Raw genomic sequence first — 20,175 nt, 5'->3', positions numbered from 1 at the left:
ATGTCAAGCATTGACTTGGAAAATAGCATGATGCCACCACAATCTGTGAGTGAACGATTATTGATGCTATTAAAAACGCGAGGTGCTATGCAAGCTGCTGATGCTGGTAAGATATTAGGCACCACAGCAGAAGCAGCCCGCCAACAGTTTGTGAAACTGGCTAAAGAGGGTCTGGTTGAAGGCCACTCAGAAACAAGGGGGGTCGGCCGCCCTATTCAGCTTTGGTATCTGACCGACAAAGGGAACGCTAAATTTCCCAATACTCATGCAGAATTAAGCGTCCAGATGATTACGATTATCCGCAATCAATTGGGCGAATCAACTTTAGATTTAATTGTCAAATCTCGTGAAAAAGAAATTTCTGATAATTATAAAACCGCAATGGAAGGAGCAACTGGATTACAGGAAAAAATTGAGCGTCTGGTTAAAATACGCTGCCAGGAAGGTTATATGGCTCAATATATCGTTCAGGAAGATAATTCAGTTTTGTTTGTTGAAAATCACTGCCCAATCTGTGCTGCCGCCAGCATATGCCAGGGTTTTTGTCGCGCTGAGCTGAAAATGTTTCGGGAAATTCTGCAAGCACAAGTGGAAAGAACTGAATATATTCTGAACGGTGCACGACGCTGCGCTTACCGCATTACACCATCGAAACAGGCCAGATAAAGCTTACATATAAAACCTACACGATTGAGCCCGTGTAGGTTTTATTTGCGCAATCTTTACACAACGCCCAGGTTATTCTTTACCCGCCACAGATAACTGCTGGTAAATATAATGCTTATAGCTCTCCACCAGTGCTTTATCCTGACAGTCATTGAGTTCACCACCACATAAATGACGCATCGTTATATTAGCCTGATAGAAAGGCGGAACGGTTAGCCGAGCCCTTTCCAAAATCATCCCGCCAAGAAAAGAAATATCTGTCAGCTTGCCTGTGGTAATAGGCGCTCCCTGTTTCAGATTATCCCGCATCGTAAATTGGGTCAGATAGGCCGGATCAGGCAGTGAAGAAGAATACTGGTTAAAATGGATATTTGGTTGATGATCGCCAAATGAGAGAAAAACTGTCGGCTTATCGCGTTTAGCCACAAATTCACTGAATTCTTTGACAGACGGATCCGATGTCGTGATCTTTTCCATATAGTGGCTGAATTTTCCTACTGCCGATGAATCTTCAAGTTTGCCCGTCAATCCATAATCGTCGCTATGGTTCTCTTCATAAGGCCCATGCTCGTACATGGTCAGGGCGTAAATAAAGATAGGTTTATCCGTCTCCTCAGCCAGGATAGTTTTCACGTAAGATAATACATCTTGTGTCCTGATCTGCCACAAATTCTCATCCATACTTGCTGGATAACCCAACTCTTGTGGCTGGATAATGCGATCAACACCCAATGTCTGGTACGCATGTCCGGCATGATAGGCAGATTTATTAAATGGCGTCAGTACCACAGTGTAATAGCCATTGTCTTTCATGGCACGAAACAGGCTATTTTGCAGATGATCAACCACAAAATAAAACACAGAATTTTTACGTGAGCCAAAGTCATCAGTATTTAATCCAGTCAGGATAGAGAATTCCGATAGCCATGTTCCACCACCAAAGGTTTGCACCCGGAGTGGACTTTGCGCGCTGACCCCCGCATCGTGCTGAAACATAAAAAGGTCTGGTAAGCGGGTATTTGCCGGTAACTGATAAATATGCGGGTTAACCGTAGATTCCTGCAATAATACAACCACATCCGGTTTTACATCTGCTGGTTTTACATATGGCAGTGGTTCAGGCAGAGTGACATTTTTCGCCCGCTGCAAAAAATAATCTGCTGATACACCAAATTCAGGAGATTGATACTCTACATCTTTAGCTGACATAACCATATTGGTCATAGTCCCACGCCCTTTGGGTAATTCAGCCTGCCATTCGTTATGGTAAGCATTGACGGTAAGATTGACACTCCCAACACCGGCAGCAACCAATACAATACTCAACACCCGCCATTTTAGCCCTCGCACCGGATTTGCGCTTCTCCAGCTCAGGAACATATTGAAGATTAGCCAACCTAGCATCGCTACTACCGCAAGACCAGCTAACCAATAGTGGCGCAGTGTTTCCTGATTTGAAGGATCGAGCATAATATTCAAATCAGAGAACATCAGTTGGTCTTTATAGTAGTGAACTTTCAGCTGGTTGAGGAATTTGATGATAATAAAAAGGGTGCCGGTAAATACCACGGAAAACAACCAGCGTGCTGAAATAAGAAATACCAGTCCGAAGAGGGTACTAAATACACCAACAGAAACTAACGCAGGATAGATATCAGCACTTTTTTCAAATACTAATACCAGGGCTGCGATCAATAATATCCCCAAATAGACCCCTGAGATTATTTTTTTCTTCATACTCTACTGTGTTCCATGCATGAATCCAGTTTCACACCAGCCGATGAAAATAGCACAGGTTTCCCGACATACTGTAGACAAAATAAAGCAAATTTTTCAGTACATAGTGTGCCAGCCTGACAGATAAAGATAAGTTTTTAAAAAATCTACCACCATGATCCCACTGTTAACACTATGATAATTAATTCAATCGTAATTACCTATTAAATTTAAAATCTTCTGAATAAATTGGCGATCATAGTGACAAATAAGAGTATTATCAGAATGAAATGCTGTTAATAACTATATTTACAATCTAGGTTAGATTGGACAGTACAATCATGATTATTTCTTATTGATTAATATATTGAAAATAGAAGAGATTGATGATGAAACTAACACCTGAAAAATTATTCTCCGCAATAGAAGAATATGCCCTCCAGCCTGAGAAGCAACGGCATTTAACCCCAAAGCAAGTTCAGTGGTTTGCCAATCCAGAGAATACCTTTTTGATGATCACTACGGCATTAACTCTACCTGAGGAAACGATGGATGATATAGGAGACAGCGTTCAGGATTGGCTTGAAGTTGCCATCTCAGAACTCGCGTTAATCTCTGTCAATTCACCTAAGGAAGTCAAACAACAATTTGAACAAGCCATTGAATTAATTCTAAATTATGCTAAAGAAAACTTCGAGCTACGTAGTGAGAACGTGTTGTTATGCTCCTCAATCTTGAAGAGATACCAGTTTCACATCAAAACTGACATCGCTCATCTGCTGGATATTACAAAGTATACCGATAACACAAATGTGGCTTCTTTTCCCCAACAGCCTCCCAAATTAAAACAACTGATTCATGAGCTTAATCTTAAATCCGGTATCGAATTCATTGAGTTTTTCGAAGATGGTTTTTCTGTTGCGCCCCTTGAAGCGTTACACCATATACTGTCGGAAGTAATTCAGTATTCATGGGGCATTGACGCACTACTTTTGCTGACTCAATACTTTGAGGAACCAATAGCACTTACCAGTGCACAGGTGCTGGATCAATCTCCTTCTTCTGCCTGGAAAAATTTATCCTACTTGCAACTTATAAACCTGTGTACCCGCTTTAACCGCCATCCTTCAATTAAACCCTATATGAAGCGATGGAAAAAACGCGCACTGGCGCACCATAAAGCACGGACGACAGCAGAAATATACGAACTATACGCCACCCAGGTTGATGGCAATGATTGCGCTAGTATGATGATGAAAGCCACACTGGATGGTCAGGAATACCAGATAAGTATGATGCTGGATTTTAAATCTGGTATCCGGGAAACCTTATTGAATATCACCCCTGACCAAACACTCAGTGAGTTAATAGCACAATTAAGTACCGATACCAATGTTGAATTTACGCCTGTATCTCCAGACTGGCTGCAACAAGTGCTACCGTGGATCTTTTCCGTTCAGCAAACTAAAAATACACCTCTCGACCTTTACTCACTTTATTGGTTGTCACAATTGCCTATCGACTGGACTCAACCAGAAGAGTTTAATCTTGAACAATGGAGCCAGAAATTGGGTTATGAGGTAAACCCGAAGCGGCAAGAACAGAGTCGCCTCGGTTACGTCAACCTTGGCCACGCGGTTCAATCAGCACTCATGATGAGCTGGCTGGCACCAGAAGAATGTATATTGAAAGCGAAAAAGCCCAGAGACTTGTTGAAACTCTACTATTATGCAAACAAGGATGTGTTTACCGGGCGTCTGACCTACTCCGCCGCTGTCGAGAGATATAAGTTACCACCAGAAGAGAAACGTTTAACGAATGAATATCTGGATTTGGCTCATGCGCTCCACGATCCGGCGATAAACCGTAAAAGATTTGGTTTATTTGATACCTTATCTGAACTCAGTTTTCAGCTCTTTACTATGGATCTGGACGACCTCTCAGCTTCAGTCCCACCGCAAGGGTTGGTTATCAAAATCAGCTTACTGGAAGCAAGCCCTGCTGTCTGGCGTCGGGTTCATATCAGTAACCAGATGACACTGAATGAATTGCACGATGTGATACAAAGTACCATGGGATGGGAAAATGCTCACCTGTTTCGTTTTGACCTTGGGGGAATAGAAATCCCGGAAGAAAATTATGACCAAGTATGTATTGGTTTATTCTTACGTGATATTGGCGATAATCTCAACTATCAGTATGACTTTGGTGATGACTGGCTCCATCTGATAACAGTAGAGAAGGTGCTTGAAAAAGATATCCTTCAGCCTAATGTTACCGCAGGTAACGGGGTATGTCCGACTGAAGATTCTGGCGGTGTTTGGGAATGGAATTATTTACTCAAGTTGAGAAAGAGGAAACTATTGACCGAAGACGAAGCAGAGCACCTGGAGTATATCGGGTTATCCCCAAGTGAATCACTTGAACCTTTTGATAAACAAGAAGCGAATCGTAGACTCAGAAAGCTATTCGAATAGTTTTTTATTCGAATAAAGAGCTGTTCAAACAATAATGTCAGTAAAACCGGAGAAAAAAATCGTCTCTGGTATTTTTACTGACAGCTCAAACGCCGGATTGAGCCGACGATATTCAGTCAACAGCATCATAAATTAATCCGATGGAGAATGAAGCAGATGGATAACGCAAGGTCAGGAAACCACGTAATCATTGATAAGATTTGCGGTACTTCCCGTATCTATGTACAACAAAAAAATCATCTGAACAGCCCCAAACAGGATTGGGTGGCAGAAGAAGTCCCCATTGCCTTAGTTTACAACGGAATTTCTCACGTTGTGATGATGGCAAGCCCGAAAGATCTCGAACATTTCGCAATCGGCTTCTCATTATCGGAAGGGATCATCATTTCTCCACAGGAAATTCGTGGTATTGATTCAGTCATCAGTTGTCACGGCGGCATTGAATTACATATCGAACTCTCCAGCCGCCGTTTTGCTGAATTGAAAGAGCGTCGTCGCAGTATGGCTGGCAGAACAGGTTGTGGTATTTGTGGCACCGAACAGATATCTGAAATATTTCGCCCAATCACTCCCCTGCCCTTTACACAAAATTTCTCATTAAGCTGTCTGGATCAGGCGCTTTCACAATTATCCCGTCTGCAAAATATCGGCGCAATAACGGGGTGTACCCATGCTGCGGGTTGGATTAACTCAGAAGGATATTTACTGGGTGGATGCGAAGACGTTGGTCGCCATGTTGCGTTGGATAAGTTACTGGGAATGCGATCAAAAACAAGCTGGCAGCAAGGGGCAGTTTTGGTTTCCAGCCGGGCCAGTTATGAAATGGTGCAAAAATCCGCTAATTGTGGAGTGGAAATATTGTTTGCAGTTTCTGCCGCTACTTCACTTGCAATCGAGGTAGCGGAAAAATGTAACCTGACACTGGCAGGTTTCTGTAAACCGGGACGAGCGACAATATATACACATCCTCAACGGCTAAAAGATTAATCAATGCTATGAAACATCCACAAATTGGGTTCAATGTAGTGGGCCGTCTGTTTCTCCGTATCCACCACCAATGGCACCAATCCACCCGGAATAATGTATTCCCCGCTTTGCGGGAATTTCATTCCTGTCCATTCTTGCCACTCTTCCACTGTACCGTAAATATTCATTGAACGGAGTGCAGGTTTAATGATTTTGGCTCCTAAACGCCAATGAGTACGCACCCAGGGATCAAATGGCTCCCCTTTTTCATTTTTCCAGTTACAGTATTCGACAAAATCTTGCAGTGGATAACAGCTTTTCAGACTTGGCCTGACAGGAACAACCATCCCTTGCAACCCCGCTTCACGGGCAGTTTGTTTCACACCATTAATCAATAAAGCTGGTACATTATGTCCACGAAATTCAGGATCAACGGTAACAGACAGGGCTGACAGCATATTCGCTTGCTTTTTTCCCTTAGCCTCTGCCCCATTACGTAATATCGCATCCCACCCATCGTCAGGCAGTTGATTTAAGGAAGGTTGCTCCCACGGAAAAGGTATTGAATTCAACAATCCAATCAGACGTTCTTGTTGCCCTTGTTTCAGGATGGCACACTTTTGAAAATGATTAAAATCAGGCTCATATAACATATCCCAATATTGCCAGGCTACCGCATCGTAATCCATAAACTCCGGCCAATTAGCTCTGATAATATCGTTTGTTTCTTCCCTGAAATCTTCCCTTTCTTTCGCTGATTGAATAATGATTTCGGCATTCATAACGAGTTCCATATTACATCAAACAAATATTAGATTGATAAATATATAAATAAATTTCGGGTTGCATCAAAACGACTATAAAACAATCCATCGGGCATAGATGACTATTTTACTGAACAAAAATCAGAACATTAATACCACAATAATATTAAGTGATTAAGTTTACTAACATCACATTTTTGACAAAAAACAAATTACTTTCTCTCTTTTTCAAAAAAACAAAAAGCATTAAAATTTAATACGTTATAAATAAATTTCCTGTATCCACCCCAAAAAACCAAAGACAAACAAGAATCACTATCATTTACATTATCACATGAACGGTGTAATTTTCTTTACGCAATAAATCAGTCTGTTTTTCATGATGGGGTAAAAAAGGAACCCCTACTCCAAACGAGGATAATAATGAGAAAGATTAAAGTATTAGTTGCCGCTTTAGGAACATTAGGATTTATGGCGCAGGCTCAGGCAGCAGTAGGATTTGGTCAGAGTCAGATGGAAACAACACCACATATTAAGGTGGGTGCTACTGAAGCAGGTAGAGGCCCACATGGTGGCGCAGGTGGTGAACCGGGTATTGGTGTCAGTTCCGTTTACGGTGGTAAAATCATCGGATTTGCTGGCCTAACCCACATGGCTCCTGCTGACAACAATGGTATTCATAATATCTCAATGGCAGGTGCCCCTGGTTCTCACGGCGGTATGGGGGTATTCCATTTCAGCAAAGTCGCTAATGCCGATGTGTACTTTGGTGAATGGTCTCAGACTGGTAAAGCCGATGACAAAACCCATACGGTTTATTACGCTGGCAAGGATATCACTACCAACATTCCAACCGATGGTACAGCGACCTATACAGTAACAGGTATTAACCAATACAGCGGTAATAATGCTCTGTCCGGTACATTTACAGCAGATTTCGGTGCGGAAACGCTGAGTGGTTCGATGTCAAATGCTGCAATGACAATAAGTATTGATGCTGATATCCATTCTGATGCTACGTTTGAGGGTGACGCTAAAATTGGCAACCTTGCCGGGACGACAGAAGGTCATTTCTTTGGCGATAATGCATCCAGTCTGGCTGGATATGCTAAATTTGCTGGCGACAGTTCCAAAGATACCGCTTTCGGTGGCTCTAAACAGTAATTATTAATTTTTCAAAGAACAGAGCCCTAATTGGGTACTGTTCTTTGTTTTTATTTTTTCTAGTAGCATGAACTTTGCAATCCGGTTTTCCCAATGTCTGACAATAGAAAAACGCCAATATTATTAACGTCATTGATAGCCTTATGCTTCTCTTTACCCATTTATGCTGATGACGAAGATACTTCACGTAAAATCTGGCAAGAAGCACAGCATAACCAACAGGAGAAAGAAACTAATCTGATTACACCAGATCCTGTTTTCATTGAAAATAACTCATCATTGATTGTCATTAATGGGCAACCTTTTCAGGTCGAAAATAATATTAATGATATCGGTCAGGCACTCTTCCTCGCTGTTAACCATCAACAATGGTCAGACGTCAGGCGTTTTCTGGCAGCATACCTGAAATTGCCGGAACACGATGTTATGTTGGTGAATTTTGCCCAAGGTGGGCTGGCCCGCCTTGACGGAAATTTAGATCTCGCTGCCTATCATTATCAACAAATCCTGAACCAACAGCCCGATTTTCCTCGCGTCAAACTGGAATTAGCCCGTGCCTATTTTGAGGATCATAAAAATCGGGAAGCAGAGGAATTGTTTACTGAATTGTATCAAGCAAAAAAGCTACCAGAAGTAGTGCTGAAAAATATCAATAGCTATCTGGAAGCAATAAGCTTAAGAAATAGCTGGCGCGGCTCTTTCTCTGCCGGTTATGCCTATAACGATAACGTCAATATGTCTCCTGACCAGGATCACTTCTATCAGTACTATGATCTAAAAAATCACCAAATCTATCGAGGTCAAATCCCCAAGGCCATCAAAGCATGGGGAGTATCTTATGACGCAACATTAAGCCGACGATACCAGCTTTCCGGTCACCATGGTATTTTTGGCCGCGGCCTGATTTATGGTGAAAATTACCGTGATTACCATGATGAGAACGAAAACACTTTCCAGCTAATCGGTGGCTACAGTTATAAAAACAGGAAGCACAATATCTCTTTTGGCCCTGTGTTTGAATATAAGCAACGTGCTGGTAATACTTTTTATCGTGCCACAGGTCTCAAAACTGAGTGGAGATGGGGCATTACTTCTCAAACTGCCCTTAATGTTGAACTTGAACACAAACAATTGCACCATCAACAGCATTACCGCAGGAAAGACGGTGAACTCACCTCTTCTTACCTCACTTTATCCCACGCCATCAACAAAGAATTTATCCTGTTTGGCGGTGGTGACTGGGTTTATCGGGATAACGACCTGTATCCCGTAGACCGTTATCAACAATGGGGTGCCCGTGCGGGGATTGCCGGGCAAATCTACCCCGGTATCAATGGATCACTGTTTGCTACACTGCGGGATCGGCGCTTTGGCGCTTACAGCCCGATGCTTAGAGCCAGACGTCAGGATACGGAGCAGATTTATACCGCCGTTATCAAAGTTCCTGCCGCTGAAATATTGGGCATGACCCCCTCTGTGACTTTCCGCCACCGACGCAATCATAGCAATGTAGATTGGCTATACAGCTTTAACAAAAACGAAGTGCTGATCCGGCTGGAAAAGTATTTTTAAGCAAAATCTGATGATTTTCATTGGCGCAATGATAATTGATAAATGAGACGAGGGATATCAATGGCATATCGAATTAAAACCCGGCTTACTCCCATCACAGTGGCCTTATCTCTGGCCTTTTCACTGGCAGCGCCACCGCTGTTTGCTGAATCCAAACCTGCCGTCACAACATCAAGTGGCAAGACTGATCTAGGTAAAATTCGGGTTACAGATAACAGTGATAAAGATAAAACCGGTTATGATGCGGTCTATGACAAAGATATCTCCAATATCTATATCGGTAAAAAAGAGATCGAACGCTACAAGGGCGCATCTCCCGCCGATTTGATCAAAGGTGCCGTTGGTGTGTATAGCGGTGATGCCCGCAATAGTGGTGCCTTAGATATCAATATCCGTGGTGTTCAGGGGCAAGGACGTATTCCCGTCACTATTGATGGAACAGAACAGGCCATTACCGTTGGGCGTGGTTACAACGGTGCCAATAACCGCAACTACATTGATCCGAACTTAATCAGCAGTATTGAAATCGAAAAAGGCCCCTCCCTTAATCGTAAGGTCAAAGGATCTATCGGTGGAGCAGTTGCTATCAAAACACTAAATATTGATGATGTGGTGCCGGAAGGTGAAACGTTTGGCATCAATACCAAATTGGAAACCAGCAGTAACTCAGTCAGGGAACGTATCCCTTCTTTGTCACTGGGGCAAGATTACCGTGATATACCCAACTTTACCTATAAAGATGCTGAAACTGATCCTGCCTTAAAAATCACGCCACATTCGTCAAAAGACAATAAACTGTTTGGATTCAAAGATAATGCGTTCCGCATCGCAGTGGGCACAAGGCAACAATATTTTGATTTAATGCTGGCTTATGCATACCGTCGTCAGGGTAACTATTTTGCCGGTAAAGGTGGTGCCCATCGTTATGATGAAGCCGTGACAGAAGCTGATAAAAAACTGATGACTGAACCACAGACAAGTTTAGACCCTTATCTGCCTTTTGCAGCCCGCATCTATCGCCCGGGCAATGAAGTTCCCAATACCTCCAGTGAGATGCAGTCTGTGTTAATCAAAAACACCTGGCATTTCACCGATGATCAAGCGCTACAACTCGGTTTCCGCAATACTCGTATGCAGTTCGGCGATATTATGCCTTCAAGACTGGCGATGGTACTTGCTGAAGACAACGTCGTCCCCCAATGGCCACTGGCTAATGTCCGCCAACAAGCGGCTAACCTGACTTATAAATGGCACCCTGCTGAAAACCCTTATATCGATTTCGATATGAATTTGTGGACAACCCGCACGACAAGTAATACCAATACCGCGGGCGGATATCCCCGCAGTCCAGTTAGCAGGGATTATCAATGGGAAAAAAATCGTGGCAACAAGACCTCCTATATTGATGGCACCTTGATAAATACAGCTGTTACCAATTCTCAAAATAATCGCTGGGGCGTGGATATTTCTAATAAATTTGAGCTGACCCGTAATCTGGACTTGACCCTGATGGGAAATTTTCAGCGCGAACACCTGGATTCCAATGATGAATACAATCCTCAAAATATGTATTTTTTTCAGTCACCAGCAAGGAAAGGGCAGCGTCAGGAAATCAATCTCGCTTTTAACTTTGACTGGCGCCCTGCTTCATGGCTGGCATTAAGCGCTGGTGCTAAACGTGTTTCCTATTGGTCCAAAGATGATTTTCTCAATGAACGGCGTACTGCAAGAGATGAGCGTTACAAAAAACCCGGAGAGAACATCGGGCATGAAATGAGCTATTGGCGAACAGCAACGACAGAAGAATCTGAATATTTTAAGAAAAAATCGAATGACGATTACTATTCCAAACTCAATAGAAAAGAAAAAAAAGAGTTACGTAATAAAGTAAAAAAAATTCAATTTAAAAGTGATCGTCATGGGCAGGGGCGTTGGATGGTTAAAGAAAATTTCACTTGGGAATATGATTCCAGCAATGGGCAGCTCAAAAAGAACCAAAATCCTTACTTCAACGGTCAACTGGATATGGATGAGAAAATCATCGATCCAATAAGTGGCAAAGAAGCCTTTAAATATGAATATGGGATGGCAGTCGATGCGAATAGTGTATCTGGCTCTGAAGCTGCCGATCCCTGGGAACCAGCTCCAAAACGTAAGGATCACGCCTGGGCGCCGACATTCTCTGCCACAGCCTATGTTACGGATGATTTCCGCATTTACACTCGCTATGCCGAAGCAGTAAAAATGCCCAGTATTTTTGAGGATACGGTCGGTTTTTCGGGTGTCCAAAATAATATCATTGGCGGACAATTCAAACCAGAACGAGCCAAAACCATAGAAGTGGGTTTCGTTTATGATTTCAGTCAATTAGTTAATGCTGAACGCAATGCGGATATCAAACTCTCCTATTACAACACCATCATTGAAAATGTGTTCGACCGCGACAATACCTACAAATTCTCCCAACTGGATAAACAGAAACTGGCCGGTCTGGAATTACAGGCACGTTATGACAATGGCAGTTTCTTTACCGATATGGGCTTGGTCTACAATATGAAAAATAAGGTATGTGACAATAACTCAGTCGCAAGAATGGACTCCCAGAATCGTTACGGTATCTCTGAATGTATTGATGGCGGTTTTCCGGGCGGTTATCTGCGGACTTCCATCCAGCCAAAATATTCAGCTAATCTGAAAATTGGCGGACGTCTGTTTGATGAAAAACTGGAACTGGGCAGCCGGATGCTCTATCACAGCGGAGCAGAAAATAAAGATGAAAAATGGTTGATGGAGGCTTTGCCGGATGTTTATAAAGGACAGACCAACAATCCAATGCGCTGGAATCCGGTATTCACTGTCGATGCTTATGTTAGCTATCAGATCACCCCTACCATATCAATGGAGCTGACTGGTACTAACTTAACCAACCGCTATTATCTTGATCCGCTGACGCGCTCAATGATACCGGCACCGGGCAGAACCTTTAAACTCAGTCTTACCAGCCAGTTTTAGAGGATAATATGATCAACACAGCCATATCTGACAATTCTGCTAACTATGTTCCGTTGACGCTCAATAAACGCTTTCTGGTTGGTATTCTGATTGCTGTTTTAGTGCATATCAGTCTGATATGGCTGTTAAACCGACATACAGATTTTTACGATGATAGTGCTCACCATCTCAACCAAAATTCGCCTGAGAAAGAATTTTCGATCACTATGGTCGCGGCTCCATCGTGGAAGGAGGAACCAGAACCTGTTGAATTATCTCAGCCACTGCCAACTGTTCCTGAATCACCAACAACGCCAGCAATTACACTGAATAAACAAACAGAAAAAAAGATCAAGAAGCCTGTCGAGCCAGTCAAAATTCAAAAACCGAAAAAGCAGCGAAAAGAAAAACCGAAAGAAAACGTAGAAAAACAATCTGTTCAACCCGATCAGGAACAGCACCTAAAAGAGCTGGAAACCAATGGCATTGAGCAGATCAATTCACAAGGCGGCATGAGCAGAGCAACAACTTCACAACCCGTGATGGGTCAAGGTAATCGTGAGTCGGATAATTACCGTACAAAACTCAGACAGGAAATTGAACGCCATAAACGTTATCCCCGCAAAGCAAAACGCATGAGACAGGAAGGTACAGTTACCGTCAATTTTACACTGCAAGATGATGGTTCAATTACCACAGCCAGAGTCGTTCAATCCTCCGGTTACAGTACAATGGATAATGAGGCTTTAAAAGCCCTCAGTCTTGCTAAATCCATTGGCCCGAAACCTGCAAATCTGGCAGCAGATATCACACTGCAAATTAGCTTTGAGTTGAATTGACAAATTACTTTTTAGGTGGTTTCGATATCATGATCAACGATGCAGGCATTGTCGGGACTGATGTGTGGGTCAAAATTGATGAACGCTTTGTCGAACTGACTGGTCTGAAAAAGGTGCAACTTATAAAAAGTTTGTTGATGGTATCACATTAGGCAGATCACAAACTCCCGATGATGTTGCCGATTTAGTCAACCAGCCACCACTGTTGCAGAATCAATGATCCGGGAGCAGTATGATTTACTAGCCAGTTTAATTTTGAAGACATTTTCACACTCTGAGTATGAATATTTAACAGATACTAAACTAGATGTTTGCATATATCATATTCATTACTCAGAGTGTAACAATAAGTGATTTTTTAAACCGCGCAGCAATTTTGGATTTATCGTATACATACAAAATCGAGTGTTTCACCCTCACTCACGCTTGTATTTAACTATTTGAAATAATTAAATAATCTGCATTTGTTTGCTGTTTTATTCCATTATTTACCAGCTTCACTTCCAATACAAAAACTATAAATTAGTTATAAAACAATTTATTGTGATTTTTTTGGGAGTAAATGTGGATCAGGAATTTTTCCCTCGCATTCACAATGCGCTTAGTAATACTTTGTTCTGAAAGAACATATCACAGCTTTGTTATGCTTGGCTCTAACTACTACGTCGTGCAACGTTCCCACATACGATCACCTTTTGAACTGAACAGCCAGTTCCTTGAGATTCTCTCTGATATCTTCTGATGAAAGCGTTCTTCCGCACGAAATATCTCGGTTCGGCATGCTCCAAAAGCTCTTTCAGGGCATTTCTCTCTGCCATGTCGTCGCAATTTCTTTGATGTTCTCTCATTGAACAACTCCTTTCTTGTCTACTGCTTATTTTAGCTCGATCCCCTTTGCTTCGCATAGCAGCCCTTATCGTGCGGTATTCCCATATACCGGTTCTTTCTTTTTTGTTCATCAAACCACCGTTTATTGAACACCTAAGGAACTTATGTATTGGTTGGTATTTTAATCAAAAAATGTTAAAATTCTCGTAAATAATTCTATGTAAATTAAACGTACATGAATCAAAAAATCGGCTATGCCAGAGTTTCAACCGACGACCAGAACCTGCATCTTCAGCGGGATGCGTTGACTGCTGCCGGTTGTAGAATCATCTATGAGGACAAGGCCAGTGGGAAAAATATTGCCCGGCCAGAACTTGATAACTGCCTAAAGGCTCTTAGGCCCGGAGATACGTTAGTAGTTTGGAGGCTGGATAGGCTGGGTCGTAGCTTAGGTGATTTGGTGAAAGTTGTTACCCATCTGGTTGATGAACGGCAGGTTGGATTTCTGAGCTTACAAGAGCAGATTGAGACTAACAGTGCTTCTGGAAAGTTGGTTTCTCATGTGTTTGCTGCTTTAGCGGAATTTGAGCGGAATTTGATTAGCGAACGTACCAAGGCGGGATTGGAAGCAGCAAGAGCACGCGGGCGCTTGGGGGGAAGGAAGCCAAAGTTACAGAAAAAAGACATTAGGGAAATTAATGAATTACTCAAGGATGGCTCTATTCCTGTATCTGATGTTGCTAGACGATATGGAGTATCTAGAACGACTATTTATAATCATGTTGGGGTGGTGAGTGTACAAAATTCTATTGGGGATTAATAGCTTAAACTCTGTCATACTACACATACTTTATTGTATAAAAATGGTAAGGTCGCCCCGTCTTATGGAGATTAACTAATGGCTACTGCGGAACAACTGAAAGCGCTTTTAAAGAGTCACGCTGAGCGTGACGATCAGCGTTTTTACTCTGTTGCCCTTCAGGTTGCTGCCAAAGAAGCTCGACAGGGGCATAACAAGCTTGCTAGCGATATTAAAAATCTTGTTGAAAAATCTCAACGATCTACCAGTAAGCTGGGGCTAGCATCGTCTAGAACTATTCCATTTGCTCAACAGAATCAAAGTGAGTTAAAAGGTTTATTAGAACTCACACCACACAGTGTTCGTCTTAATGAGCTTGTTCTTTCTGATGACATACAAGAACGTATGGAAAAGGTGATATTAGAACAACGTCAGAAAGACAAACTTAGTCAGTTTGGTTTGCAGCCGCGTAGAAAACTCCTTTTTACTGGTTCTCCAGGAACTGGTAAGACAATGTCTGCATCTATGTTAGCCACAGAGTTAAAATTACCTCTTTATACAATAGTTCTGGATAACCTAATTACACGTTTTATGGGAGAGACTGCTTCAAAGTTGCGGTTAATCTTTGATCACATACGTCAAACAAGAGCTGTTTATCTTTTTGACGAATTTGATGCTATCGGAACTCAACGAGGTGCACCCAATGATGTTGGGGAAATTCGTAGGGTATTAAACTCTTTTTTGTTATTTGTAGAGCAAGATGCGTCAGAGAGTATAATTGTTGCCGCTACAAACCATCCAGAATTACTAGACCAAGCGCTTTATAGAAGATTTGATGACATCATTAGGTTTGAAAAACCAAAATTTGATCAAATATGTCTTCTAATTCAAAATCGCCTATCACTTTTCGATACTGATGACTTTGATTGGAATATGGTTGCAGAAGCTGCGAATGGTTTGAGTTCTGCTGAAATTACTCGATCTTGTGAAGATGCAGCTAAAGAAGCTGTTTTGAATTTTAATGCAAAAATAACAAGTGAAACACTATTAAAGGCCTTTTCAAGAAGGCAGTCAGGTAATAATAAATAAAAACTTGTAAGGGAATTATATGGTTTCTAAAAGGAGGGAATTATATGGTTTCTAAAAGGAAGCATTTAGATGTAGCTAGGTTTTTCATTGAGGAAAAATTTAAATCTAGAAGGACTGGTCGAAATCCAAGTGTTCCTGGACGAGATAGAAACCAACATGGAAGTCATTTGAGAGGTCAATATCAAAATTTAATAGATGCTTATAACCAACAAAGAGAACATGAAATTGATACTATCACAGATGATTCTGGGATATATGTTGAAATTATAGGAGTTGATGGATGTAAGCTTCCATTAGATAGTTTAGATAACAGAGATTTTAAACTCTGTTCTTGTCAGATGAGAGGAGATAGGGAGTTAGCCTTAGTTTTCATACCTGAAGATCGGCGAGATACATTCCTTAAAAAAATACAACAGTATTTAGATCCTCAGAAAGACGGAAAGCCAAATAAAGATGGCGTTTCTTTTCCTCGAAATCACACATTAATAGATAGCATTTCTGAGATCAGGCTTGCAAGTTTAGAGTCATTTTGGACAGATCCTCCAGAATTATTTCCTACAGATCGAGATCTTGATGTTTGGTGGGAATTGTGGCTGAAAAAAAACACAGTGGACGGTGTTGAAAAAATAGCAGAGTCTCTTGCAGAAAGAGTTAATGGTCGTTTAGGAAACACCTCTATATCATTTTTCAATTCTTTTGTTGTTCTTATTAAAGCCTCAGTTAATAAATTAGAAAAAGCTCCTGAATTAATTTCAAATTTAGAAGAAATTCGAAAAGCGAAGGATACACCAGTTCCTATCATTAGCTCTTCACCAAAAGAGCAACAACAGTGGCTGCAAAGTATTTCAGAAAGAATTACTTTTTCCGAAAATATAATAACGAGTGTATCCATACTTGATACTGGGGTTAATTATCATAATCGTTTGTTAAGTACAGTTTGTTGCGATGATTACTCCGTCTCTTGGGATCCTGATTGGCCTAAATATGACCAATATAAACCACTAGCTCCATTTAATGAACATGGTTCTTTACAGGCAGGGCTTGCAGCATTTGGGAATTTGATGGATGTTGTATTGGAAAACAACTCTATTCATTTATCACATATAATTGAATCGGCAAGAATATTACCTTCTCAAGGTAATAATGATCCCTTGTTGTATGGTGCTATAACTGTAGGAACAGCATACAAACTTGAAATAGATAGACCAGATATAAACCGAGTATATAGTCTTGCTGTTACTTCTGATCATGAAAGAGAAAGTGGTAGACCTTCGTCATGGTCTGCAGAAATTGATCAATTTACCTCTGGTATGCAAGATGGAAAGCGGAGACTTTTTGTTATTTCTGCTGGTAATAATTTAGACATTCGTCCTGATCAAGATTACTGGGATCAAGTAAACCTCGCTGAAATAGAAGATCCTGCTCAAGCATGGAATGCTATTACCGTTGGGGCATATACAGAAATGACAACAAATGATGATCCCTATTTTGAAGGTTGGTCACCATTTGCAATGGCGGGTGATGTCGCTCCATCAAGTCGTTCTTCTGTGAATTGGGCATGGAGAAAGCAAGCACCATTTAAGCCTGATGTCGTTGCCGAAGGTGGGAATCGACTTTTGTCACCAGATAAGACGGAAGTCAGTAATGAAGATACTGTTGGATTATTAACAACATCAGGAAAAACTACCGGTCAGGTTTTTGAGCGGGGAAGTGATACAAGCGCTGCATGTGCGTTAGTTTCGAGGTGTGCGGCTCAGTTAACAGCCGAGTATCCTGAACTTTGGCCTGAGACTATCCGAGGCTTGATAATTCACTCTGCGGAGTGGACTCCACGAATGATGGAACGATTCGGGTTATTAAGTGCTGTGCATAGTCCTAAAGTGGCAAAAGAAACATTGTTGCGTACGGTTGGGTATGGTGTAACAAACATTGATAGAGCTAGATACAGTGCTGACCATGCACTTACTTTGATCGCTGAGGGTGAGATTCAACCATTTATCAAACCTCAAGATGCTAAGGCATCATCTGATCCTAAACTAAAACAAATGAAACTTTATCAGTTACCTTGGCCTCTGACTGAGTTGCAAAACTTGTCGCCTGAGTTAGAGGTTAAACTAAAAGTTACTTTATCGTACTTCATAGAACCTAATCCTGGAAGGAGAGGCTATCGTACAAGATATAGCTATCAATCTCATGGTTTGAGGTTTGAAACCATCAGACCTGGGCAATCAATTGCTAACTTCCGCTCTTACATTAATGGCTTAGCAAATACGGATGATTACGATGGACCAGAAGGTGGCAATGATGGGTGGTTTTTAGGAAGCCAACTTCGAACAAGAGGTTCAATTCATTCAGATCACTGGACGGGTAGTGCTCAAGATTTAGCTGATATGCACACTATAGCTGTTTTTCCTGTCAGTGGATGGTGGAAGTATAAAACTGCAGAAGATCGTTGGAAAAATAGAGTGCGGTTTAGCCTTCTTGTAAGCATCGAAGTTCCAGATGAGAATGTTGATATTTACTCTGTAATAGAGAATCAGATTCAAGTGGCAATAGAAAATCAGGTTCAAGTAGAAATTGGAACTTGAGTTTTTCAAAAAGCCACAGGTTTAATTTTTCTGATTAGATTGGTTTTTAACAAGTTGGCCTCGTGCGATTGGACGAATAAAGAATTAATAGGAAATATATGTGGCACGACAATGAAACAACCGTTGATTACGTTAACTTTCGCCTAGTAGCAAAAGCCTGTGCTGAGCTCATACGAGATACCGGTGGTGAGCCTATCTCAATCGGGATTTCGGGAGGATGGGGAGCAGGAAAATCGTCGCTTGTACGGATGATCGAATCTGAGTTGTCACCTCGGCAGGACGTTGAAATAAAAGCTGTCCCACAAACAGAATCAAATTACGTAGTAGTAACTTTCAATCCATGGCTTTTTGTTTTGGCCCTCGGTCTACTGCTAGGTTTTAAAGGCTGTCTGCAAAGATATCAGGAAAGTTCCGCATTGCATCCCTTCGTCTTTGGTCTAGGATGTCAGCATAAATCTCTGTTGTTCTCAGCTCACTGTGGCCCAGTAAGCGTGATAATGAATAAATATCTAAGCCCCGTGCAAGCTGGTTAACTGCAAACGAGTGCCGACCAGCATGGAAAGTTACATGTTTGGTCACCCCAGCAAGCATGGCCCAATGAAGTAACGCTACATTGGTATAGCTGCTGTATCTCAGTGCCTTGAACACGCGCTCATCGTTATTCTTGCGTTCCCCCATCAATCTTACTGCTGAATCTGGTAAGTCGAGGTACTGCAGTGCTGTTCCGCCATTCTGGATTTTTTTCTGTTTAAAAATAATCCGCAAATGGCCTGGCTCAAATTCTTCCACTTCTGACCAAACCAACTTCTGTATGCCAGACCAGCGAAGACCTGTTGTGCAACTAAACAGAAATGCACGTTTGAGGACGTCATAGCAGCATTCTGCTTTTGCCATAGCCTTTATCTCTTCCAAAGTCAGATAAACCCTTTGGTTTGTTTCTGGTTTAACACTTTTCACCATTCTAACCGGGTTATCTCTGATAATCCCTTCTTGGTACGCTTGGTTGAGAGCTGCCCTTATCTTGTTGAAGTAACTGCTTACCGTATTTTTAGACAGCAGCTGATCTGACTTAGTGGTTGCGTTTTTCAACAGGTAGGTTTTAAAGCCCTCCAGAAAGGCTCTATTAATATCTTCGAATGTAAGTTCTGCACGCCTATGATAGCGCCTTAGATGATGCCCGGCTGAGACCCAAATCGAATAATTGGATTTGCTACCAGAAGCTTTGCTGTCGGTGACCGAATCGTAATAATCGAAGAAACTGGCTGAGAGTTTAGTTCGATCCTCCAGTTTATGCCTTGATGTCTCGCTTTCAAGTAGCCTCTTAGATCTTACAGCCTCAGCGATCCCCAGTGCCTCTTTATTGTGTTCTCGTTCTACCGGAGAGCGTGGTTTGTCATAGATGAAGATGTCTAGTGGCTCGTGTGAGCGTTTCAGTTTACGTTGGCCGTCTTCAATGCTGGAGCCGTAGTAATACACCAGGCGCAAAGAACGCTTTCCTTCGCGGTCTGGTTGTCGTTTTTCAATAGATACTTTCATAGGTAGTGTTCCCCACGATTATATGGCTGGGGAACAAGCAGGGCAATATATGACCAAAAGAACAGAGGAGAAGTAAAAAGAAAACTAACAACCCATCATTGATTTTGTGATTTTACCACTTTAAACAAGGCTTTAGTTAGTTTTCATTTGGTGTCTTTTGACTTCTTTTTCCCTAAAGGC

Annotated in this window: 14 protein-coding genes and 1 pseudogene; 12 read left to right on the top strand and 3 right to left on the bottom strand. The window is 41.8% G+C overall.

Annotation, left to right across the window (positions count from 1 at the left end):
• Positions 1 to 666, top strand: a complete 666-nt coding sequence (locus tag BDD26_RS00370) for a helix-turn-helix transcriptional regulator (protein ID WP_115825256.1) — start codon at positions 1 to 3, stop codon at positions 664 to 666.
• A gap of 72 nt (positions 667 to 738) precedes the next feature.
• On the opposite strand, the gene BDD26_RS00365 is transcribed toward BDD26_RS00370, so the two are convergent.
• Positions 739 to 2,403: an LTA synthase family protein gene (locus tag BDD26_RS00365; protein ID WP_115825255.1), complete on the bottom strand. Its 1,665-nt coding sequence runs from the start codon at positions 2,401 to 2,403 to the stop codon at positions 739 to 741.
• 365 nt (positions 2,404 to 2,768) lie between these two features.
• Between BDD26_RS00365 and BDD26_RS00360 the strand changes: the two genes are divergently transcribed.
• Positions 2,769 to 4,859 (top strand): plasmid pRiA4b ORF-3 family protein, encoded by a 2,091-nt coding sequence (locus tag BDD26_RS00360; RefSeq protein WP_244922622.1) that lies wholly within the window; start codon positions 2,769 to 2,771, stop codon positions 4,857 to 4,859.
• A 156-nt stretch (positions 4,860 to 5,015) separates the two neighbouring features.
• Positions 5,016 to 5,846: a formate dehydrogenase accessory sulfurtransferase FdhD gene (gene fdhD / locus BDD26_RS00355; protein WP_115825254.1), complete on the top strand. Its 831-nt coding sequence runs from the start codon at positions 5,016 to 5,018 to the stop codon at positions 5,844 to 5,846.
• Here the strand turns inward: fdhD and BDD26_RS00350 are convergent.
• Positions 5,843 to 6,607, bottom strand: coding sequence for a hypothetical protein (locus BDD26_RS00350; RefSeq protein ID WP_038264255.1), 765 nt, complete (start codon positions 6,605 to 6,607; stop codon positions 5,843 to 5,845). The genes fdhD and BDD26_RS00350 overlap by 4 nt on opposite strands.
• A gap of 405 nt (positions 6,608 to 7,012) precedes the next feature.
• On the opposite strand from BDD26_RS00350, the gene BDD26_RS00345 reads away from it, so the two are divergent.
• The 9 genes and pseudogenes from BDD26_RS00345 to BDD26_RS00305 all read left to right on the top strand — a co-directional run.
• Positions 7,013 to 7,753 carry a Slam-dependent surface lipoprotein gene (locus BDD26_RS00345; protein ID WP_115825253.1) on the top strand — a complete coding sequence of 247 codons (741 nt, stop codon included), beginning with the start codon at positions 7,013 to 7,015 and terminating at the stop codon, positions 7,751 to 7,753.
• A gap of 93 nt (positions 7,754 to 7,846) precedes the next feature.
• Positions 7,847 to 9,325, top strand: a complete 1,479-nt coding sequence (locus BDD26_RS00340; RefSeq protein WP_115825252.1) for a surface lipoprotein assembly modifier — start codon at positions 7,847 to 7,849, stop codon at positions 9,323 to 9,325.
• Between the two features lie 60 nt (positions 9,326 to 9,385).
• On the top strand, positions 9,386 to 12,337 hold the full coding sequence (locus BDD26_RS00335; RefSeq protein ID WP_115825251.1) for a TonB-dependent receptor domain-containing protein: 2,952 nt from the start codon (positions 9,386 to 9,388) through the stop codon (positions 12,335 to 12,337).
• Between the two features lie 8 nt (positions 12,338 to 12,345).
• Positions 12,346 to 13,155, top strand: a complete 810-nt coding sequence (locus BDD26_RS00330) for an energy transducer TonB (protein WP_115825250.1) — start codon at positions 12,346 to 12,348, stop codon at positions 13,153 to 13,155.
• Positions 13,152 to 13,307, top strand: coding sequence for a hypothetical protein (locus BDD26_RS19420; RefSeq protein ID WP_170140343.1), 156 nt, complete (start codon positions 13,152 to 13,154; stop codon positions 13,305 to 13,307). Before BDD26_RS00330 ends, BDD26_RS19420 begins: the two co-directional genes overlap by 4 nt.
• A 911-nt stretch (positions 13,308 to 14,218) precedes the next feature.
• The gene (locus tag BDD26_RS00320) at positions 14,219 to 14,803 is read left to right on the top strand and encodes a recombinase family protein (RefSeq protein WP_115825249.1); all 585 of its coding nucleotides are present in this window, start codon (positions 14,219 to 14,221) and stop codon (positions 14,801 to 14,803) included.
• A 78-nt stretch (positions 14,804 to 14,881) separates the two neighbouring features.
• A complete protein-coding gene (locus BDD26_RS00315; protein WP_038264278.1) occupies positions 14,882 to 15,871 on the top strand; it encodes an AAA family ATPase in 990 nt (329 codons plus the stop codon).
• A 44-nt stretch (positions 15,872 to 15,915) separates the two neighbouring features.
• The gene (locus BDD26_RS00310; RefSeq protein WP_115825248.1) at positions 15,916 to 18,459 is read left to right on the top strand and encodes a S8 family peptidase; all 2,544 of its coding nucleotides are present in this window, start codon (positions 15,916 to 15,918) and stop codon (positions 18,457 to 18,459) included.
• Positions 18,460 to 18,557: 98 nt separating this feature from the next.
• Positions 18,558 to 18,800 (top strand): annotated as a pseudogene (locus BDD26_RS00305) (P-loop NTPase fold protein); the annotation flags it as partial.
• Positions 18,801 to 18,837: 37 nt separating this feature from the next.
• On the opposite strand, the gene BDD26_RS00300 reads toward BDD26_RS00305, so the two are convergent.
• Positions 18,838 to 19,995 (bottom strand): site-specific integrase, encoded by a 1,158-nt coding sequence (locus tag BDD26_RS00300; protein ID WP_115825247.1) that lies wholly within the window; start codon positions 19,993 to 19,995, stop codon positions 18,838 to 18,840.
• Between the last annotated feature and the right edge of the window lie 180 nt (positions 19,996 to 20,175).

It is taken from the genome of Xenorhabdus cabanillasii (genome assembly GCF_003386665.1).
Lineage (GTDB): Bacteria > Pseudomonadota > Gammaproteobacteria > Enterobacterales > Enterobacteriaceae > Xenorhabdus > Xenorhabdus cabanillasii.
Note: the sequence above shows the minus strand (reverse complement) of the source record. Positions and strands in the feature narration are given on the sequence as shown.